This window comes from Reichenbachiella versicolor, from assembly GCF_003171675.1.
GTDB lineage: Bacteria > Bacteroidota > Bacteroidia > Cytophagales > Cyclobacteriaceae > Reichenbachiella > Reichenbachiella versicolor.
Genome location: NZ_QFZQ01000013.1, coordinates 78,223 through 85,719, shown reverse-complemented (window position 1 = coordinate 85,719; position 7,497 = coordinate 78,223). Strand labels below are relative to the sequence as shown.

Annotated in this window: 5 protein-coding genes; 4 read left to right on the top strand and 1 reads right to left on the bottom strand. The window is 36.7% G+C overall.

Annotated features, from left to right (window positions below):
- Positions 1-470: 470 nt before the first annotated feature.
- Positions 471-2,552 carry a glycoside hydrolase family 127 protein gene (locus tag DKG80_RS20105; RefSeq protein WP_109833179.1) on the bottom strand — a complete coding sequence of 694 codons (2,082 nt, stop codon included), beginning with the start codon at positions 2,550-2,552 and terminating at the stop codon, positions 471-473.
- A gap of 489 nt (positions 2,553-3,041) precedes the next feature.
- On the opposite strand from DKG80_RS20105, the gene DKG80_RS20100 reads away from it, so the two are divergent.
- From DKG80_RS20100 to DKG80_RS20085, 4 genes are all read left to right on the top strand, one after another.
- Complete coding sequence (locus DKG80_RS20100) at positions 3,042-3,911, top strand: AraC family transcriptional regulator (protein ID WP_109833178.1); 870 nt, start codon at positions 3,042-3,044, stop codon at positions 3,909-3,911.
- Between the two features lie 28 nt (positions 3,912-3,939).
- On the top strand, positions 3,940-5,580 hold the full coding sequence (locus tag DKG80_RS20095) for a sulfatase (RefSeq protein ID WP_109833177.1): 1,641 nt from the start codon (positions 3,940-3,942) through the stop codon (positions 5,578-5,580).
- 115 nt (positions 5,581-5,695) lie between these two features.
- Entirely contained in the window at positions 5,696-6,019 is a 324-nt protein-coding gene (locus tag DKG80_RS20090; RefSeq protein WP_109833176.1) for a VOC family protein, read from the top strand.
- A gap of 17 nt (positions 6,020-6,036) precedes the next feature.
- Positions 6,037-7,464 carry a hypothetical protein gene (locus DKG80_RS20085; RefSeq protein WP_109833175.1) on the top strand — a complete coding sequence of 476 codons (1,428 nt, stop codon included), beginning with the start codon at positions 6,037-6,039 and terminating at the stop codon, positions 7,462-7,464.
- The last annotated feature ends 33 nt before the right edge of the window (positions 7,465-7,497 follow it).

The window sequence follows — 7,497 nt, the reverse complement described above, 5'->3', positions numbered from 1 at the left end:
CCAGGCCACAACCGCGTTCAATTAGCTGAGGGAATTCTACTGTAGACATATCGTTTTATAGTTTGGTTTCTATTTAAAACGAGTTTCATGCCTGTGGGTGAATTCCCTTATTCATGAAAGTTTTATGCAATTTAAAGCTTAGTGGCAGTTTTTGTAGTGTGTAAATTTTAGAAGAGGGATTATTAAAGATAGATCCCTAGTATGAAATTGGATTGGATGAGATTACCCTTTTGAGGTAGTATAGGGGAAATCGATTGATAGAAGATAATCTTTTTAGTAAATCTGCTTTGGAATTCTAGTTTTTGTTTACCAATCCTGTTCCTTTTGGAATATAGTTTGATGAAATTCCAAGTTCAGTAAGAAGGTAGTTTTTAGAATGGATGTATCTGATATGAGTCAGAAATCAAAGAGGCTGTCACACTACTTAGACAGCCTCTTTTTTGACAATATAAACTACTAATTTATTTCTTTTACCAGACAACAGGCATGAACACGGTCATTTCTCCTTGACCTCTATTACTCCATGAGTAGTATGGAATAAATGAGGCTTTTGTTGATTTAAGCTTAGGTTTGTCTATAGCGTGATACATAGCTTCTTTATCTTCTTTATCAGACCTAATAAGCACGTTACCTTCCAAAGTAGCCAATCCACCCAAGAAGTTAGGTTTATACACAGGTTTAAGATCTGAAGTCCCATCTATATATACATCTACAATATTGGTATCCTGTGGAAGGTCTGCAGATTCAATACAATATACTATAGGTCCTCTTTGAACTGCAACCTGATTTCTAAGTTCTTCAATTCTGGAGTGAGCCTCCACAAACTTCGTATCCATTGGCATATTAATAGTGATTACGTCTCCTGTCTTCCAAGATCTTTTTACAATAGAGTAATTTCCAGGAATGGCTTCCACAGGTTGACCGTTTACTTTTATTGTAGCTCCTTCGGCCCACTTAGGAACTCTAAGCAAAATATCAAACGGATCAGCTTTGCATTCTTGGACAGTTATATTCACTAAGCCATCCCAAGGATAATCAGTTATTTGTGATAATTTAATAGTAGACCCGTCCAATAAAGTTGTATTTAACTCATTGCCACCATAGAGATTGACAGAAATACCATTATCAGACTTGCTATATGCCCACCCTGGAGATTTTGCAATAGTTCTTACTAGGTTTGGAGGACAACAAAAGCACTTCAAGTATGGTTGTCTTTCAGGAAACTCAACATTCATTTTAGAATAGTCCAACGACCCGTCTATTTTTCTTAGAGGATTCGAATAGTAATAATCCTTACCCTCGATACTTATTCCTGACAAACCGCTATTATGGATAACCATCTCCATAATGTCTGCGTATTTTGATTCTCCTTTCAATCCAAGCATTCTGTAAGAGAACATAGAATTACAAATGTTAGCACAAGTTTCATTGTATGCAGTCATTTGAGGCATTTGATATTCATCAATAAAGCCTTCTTCTATTTTGTCTTTACGAGATGAAGCACCATAATGAGTTTGGCCAACTGCACCAGTAAGGTACATTTTCTTTTGAGTCACATTGTTCCATAGTCTGTCTAATGCATCAATTAATGCCTGTTCACCAGTCTCGGCATATACATCAGCAGCTCCTGCATAATAGTATAAGGCTAGTACAGCATGCCCTACCGCTTCTGTTTCCTCTCTTAGTGGAACTCTTTCTTGCACCATATCACCGATTGGGTACCCTTTAGTAGTTTCATCCTCTATTATATCAAATGTCCCTCGCACGTTGATAAAAGTCTCTGCTAATTCAAGGTATCTCTTATCCTTAGTAGTACGGTACATTTCCACCAATCCCATGATTTGAGTTTGATTGAATCCAAACCTTTTTAAACTGTCTGGCATTGGTTGAAAAAGATTATATAGCATGTCAGCATGCTTTACTGCTACATCTAGAAAATTGGTCTTACCAGTTATACGGTAGTGAATACATGCAGAAGTGAACAAGTGCCCGCTATTGTACATTTCATGATACTTTCTATTTTCATATTGGTTTATATCATCTCTTATGATCGCAGGCGTTGATGAGTACCCGTTTGGTAATTGAGCCTTAGCTATTACCCCAATGATTTCATCAAGTTCATTGAGTATTTTTTCATCCTTATTTATAGCATATAAATACATATTAGCTTCCATCCATTTGAAAAAGTCACCATCATGCCACCAAAAGCCTTTATGCTCCCCTTCTTTTAATCCAGCTGCAATTTTAAAGTTATTATACCCATGACCAACATCGCCTTTAAGCAGAGTTCCCATATGTGGTATCATTACTTCTTCCGCTAGTTTCCATTTATCTGCCCAAAAACCTTCGGTCCATTTACAATCTCCCATATCAATACTTTTCAATTTGACGTTGGGGCTATTTGTATTATTTATAATACCCGCGTTTTTATCGAGGTTGTTATAATCAACAGTAGACGGAGTAAGGTCTGCTGTAGAGTTGTTGGAAACCTGAACTGACTGGCAAGAAGCCATCAGAGCAAGTCCAAGTAGAAATAATATTGAATTTTTCATCTTATAAATTTTCGTTCTTACCGTTTATGTATTTCCTATTTGAAGAATCTATCATATTCACTAACAAAAGTCTGAATAGAGTTAATATGATGCTATTACTCGTTTATCAAATGCTATTACGATTTTACCAGTACAAGTAATCCGGTAATCACATTGTCAAACTCAAAAGAAAAAAGCTTACTACTTCTATGTGTTTGACAGAATGTCGAATGTTTTAGATTTTATCCATTCATCAATTGTTTTAATATATCAAATTAGATGGAGGATTACTTAAATGGACTTTAGATGCTAACTGCGGGTTTATTTTCCTTATCTAGAATATGACCTGGTATGTATTCACAAAATCAAACACCTTTCAGACAGATTCAAAAGTAAGATGGTGACTGGATTCGTTTCTTTGAGTCACGAGTGAATAAAGACTCCAACTGGTTTATAATTAGAACCTCCACTTGTACTCTTTACAACTAGGTAGTCAAAAAAGAAACGATTATGAATTATGGGACTTTAAAAAAAACATCCTTGACAGGTCAGGGAATTCAGGCATATATAAAGACAGTACCTTGTAATGAGCCCAATTGGCACCATCATGAAGAGTATGAGCTGATATACTTACCTGATAGTTCAGGAGTTAGATATGTTGGTGATGAAATTGAAAAGTTCAGTGCTGGTGAGTTAGTGCTCTTAGGTCCTCATGTTCCTCATTTGTGGAAAAATGACACAGTATCAAACCGTCTTAATACGATCGTAATAAAATTCAGAGATGATTTTGCAGGTAAAGACACTTTTCAAACACCCATTTTTAGAAGTATCCAAAAGATGCTCGAACAGTCAAAATTAGGTTTAAAGTTTGGAGTTCTTCAAGAAGATGGACTGTTTTCAAAAATAACGAATTTACCCCAGCTAGCTCCTGTTAGTCAGGTTATTGGTCTGCTCGATGTGCTTAATGATCTCTGCAATTGCGACTGGGATACTATTTCGGTAACAGATATGAGAGCGAACGTGTCTACTGAAACTGAGCGAATAGAGCAAATAATCAAGTTTATATCAGATAATTATTATAAGGATATAGACCTTGAACAGGTAGCCAATATGGCTTGTCTTACTAAAAGTTCGTTTTGTAGATACTTTAAGAAAATGACTAACCGATCTTTTATTGACTATTTGAGTGAGGTAAGGGTACGACAAGCAACGAGATTATTAATTAATAAAAATATGACAATCTCCCAAGTTTGTCATTCAGTAGGGTTCAATTCTATTTCGAATTTTAACCGAAAATTCAAAAAAGTCACTGGTCGGTCTCCTAAAATGCTGAGGACAGATAGCCGAAGTACATTATTTCAGCAGGTCGCATCATTCTAAGTTTCTATATAACGACAATATTATAAATATGAGAGAACTAAAATTAGCCTTGATTCTGGGAGTTGTACTTATTAGTTGTAAACCAACAAAAGGAATTGAGGAACAAAATATCAAACCAAACATTCTTTTTATAGCAGTGGATGATATGCGTCCCGAGCTAGGTACTTATGGATCATCAGTAGCAGTAACACCAAATATTGATCAGTTGGCCGCTGATGGCCTCCAGTTCAATAGAGCTTATTGTCAACAGGCTATATGTAGTCCATCACGTGCTAGTTTAATGACAGGCTCACGACCAGAGAGTATCAATGTGATCGAAAATTACACTTACTTCAGAGATCTGAATCCTGATATAGTGACTCTCCCCCAACACTTTCAAAAGTTTGGATATGAGACCGTTTATTCAGGGAAAATATATCACGGTAGATTTACAGACCACCCTTTATCTTGGAGCAGAGAGCCTGTTAAAGTAAACTTGTTTGATCCTAAAAAGAACCCTGGAGCGTATGCCTCTAAGAAAAATCAAGAAATCTTCAAGCAAAACAGAAAAGAGGTTATTGCTAAATATGGCGTAAAAGGAAGCTATGGGCTAGGACTTGGTCCAGCTTATGAATGCGAAGACGTAACGGATCAAGCCTATGAGGATGGATATAATACTGATGTAGCTATTGCTACTATGAAGGAGATGGTTGCAAATGGTAAGCCGTTTTTTTTAGGGCTAGGTTTTAAACAACCACATCTTAATTGGACAGCCCCTAAAAAATATTGGGAATTATATGATAGGGCAAAGATACCTTTGACCCAACAAGAGTTTTCTCCTAAGAATGGAGCTGCCATGGGTTTACATGCTTCGTTTGAGTTGAGAGTACGTGACGGTATTCCAAAAAGCGGAGACATTGATTCAGTTTTAGCCAAGAAACTAAAGCACGCTTATCTATCGAGTGTGAGTTATGTTGATGCTCAGATTGGTAGAATGCTAGAGGCTATAGAAGAAGCTGGTATTCGAGATAATACTATCATTATTCTTTGGAGTGATCATGGTTGGCATTTAGGTGATATGGGTATTTGGGGCAAAGCCACGAACTATGAAATATCCACTAGAGTTCCTCTGATATTGTCAGCTCCTGGTATGAAATCATCATTGAAAGGTTTTAAAACAGATGCACTGGTTGAGTTAGTAGATATGTATCCAACACTTTGTGAGTTGGCTGGAATTCCGGTTCCAGAGCATGTTGAAGGGCAAAGTTTTGCACCATTAGTTGACGATCCTTCTATGCCATGGAAAAAAGCAGTATTCAGTCAATTCCCCACACCAGCTCTTAGAGAATGGGCAGCAAACCCTTTATCTCAGGGTATGAGAGAGACTTACTTTGGTCCATTAATTGAAGAAGTAGAGGAAGGAATTATATCACAACAAAAAGAAAAGTGGGACAGAGATTTATTTGAAAACCATTTGATGGGATATTCTATGAGAACGGATCAATACAGATTCATTTCTTGGCAGGATAGAAGAAATAAAGATGCTATTCCAGTATATGTTGAACTTTATGATCATCATATTGACCCTTTGGAGACCATTAATATTGCAGACCAAAACCCTGAGTTGGTAGCTAAACTCTTAGCCCAATTAAAAGAAGGTTGGAAGGGTAATAGAGCTGTATTGAATTAATTACAGCAAATACACTTATCAAAAAGGATTATTAACATGGTAAATTTTGATAAGTGTTATGTAAGAGGGAACTCTATTTTTACGATTTACTATAGTTTTTAAAATTAACAATTAAATGAGATATCAATTTAGTCATATAGGTATACCTACTTCTGAAAATAAAAACTGGGACGGGTTCTATGAGCCAGGCAAAATACATTATACAGACTTCAATAATGATGAATATGGAGTTGAGTGGATTAAGTTTGATGAAGATAGTCCCATGCCAGAGATGATAAAGAAGCTACCTCATGTTGCGTTTTCTGTTGATAACATTGAAGAAGCTATAGAGGGTAAAGAAATTCTTGTGGAGATCTTCAGTCCTGCAGAAGGTGTCAGGGTGGCATTTATTATTCATAATGACTCCCCTGTAGAATTCATGGAGGTAAAAGAGCTTTAGATATAAAGTGTAGTAAAATGAATAGAGTACTTACCTTACTTTTTGCTTTTATTTCTGTGACAGTATATGCACAATCGCCTGCAAGTGTAGGGATAGTACCAAACCATAACAATTGGATTTGGAAAGATACTCATGTCGCAAAGAATGATTTCATCAGTGTAGCTGTTGTGCCAAAGGCCGCCGGTCGAGTATTGGAATATAAACTTGGAGATGTTGAGTCTTTATGGGTCAACCCTCAAGAATTTGGAAAGTCTTATGGTACAAGTGATACTGTGAAGGTAGGTGAGTGGAGGAACTTTGGAGGGTATCGCTTGGTTCCTACTCCAGTTGATAACTGTGGTTGGAATTTTCAAGGAAAGAAAGTCAGACGTTGGCCACCACCAGTTATGATTGGAGACGCTCCGTATTACGTTACTATTAAACAAAACGAACAAGGAACTGATGAGATTGTCGTTGAGTCTGGAGTGCAAAAATTACCAGTCCCCACTTGGTATGGGAAAGAAAAAAAGTTCATTTACCCAGACAAAGTTGAGGAGGAGATCAAATATAGAAGAACTCTTTCTATTGAAGATAATTCTAGTAAAGTATTTTACAATCATACCATGACTAATATTGGTGAGAATGAAATTGAGAGAGGTTGGAAGATTAGTAGTCAACATGTTTCATGGACAGATCCTGAATTACAAGATGGAGTACATTTTGTAGCATATATACCTTTTGATAGAGAATTAAAACTACATGATAATGAATGGTTTCATATTGGAGTTACACCAGATTCCAGATGGAGGTATGTCAGTCGAAACAGAATGCCACTGGATAAAAACAACCCAGAGCATGTAAGCAAGTTTTATAATATAGGCACCAATTGGACAGGTGAGGTAGCTCCTGGTATTTATGAATGTCACTTTGATTACAATATGATGGGGGGAATCAGTATGATCGCTGCAAAACCTTGGATTTGTTATGCAAATAAAACTAACATGACGGTATTTGCTAAGATGTTTGAACCATATAATCCTGAGTTGAAGTATGAACATGGAGTAAATATTGAAGTATTTAATAGTGGTTTAGAAACAGGGTATCTAGAGACAGAAGTAAAAACGCCATTGCATAAGCTGAAGAAAGGAGAAAGTTTTGATTTCAAAGAGGTACACGCAGCAGCTACGGTGTTATCTCTTCCAGTATTGGATGTGAATCAGGCAGGTATTATTACAAAAAAGCTGATGATCGAAGAGGGACAGTTAAAAGGTCAGTATGGTGTCTTTGTAGCCGGAGAGCTTATATTGAGAGGTATCAAAGATGGTTCCACACGTGAGGAAACGAGTCTAGGGAAGGTAAGCCCGTTAAGGGGAGTTGAAATTAAAAGTAAAGTAGGAGGTACTGTAAACTATCAGATAGTCATAAAAGATCAGAATGGGCTTGAATTCGTCTTGGATGAAATCTAAACCTATGCGACCAATGCAAACACATAAAAAGTA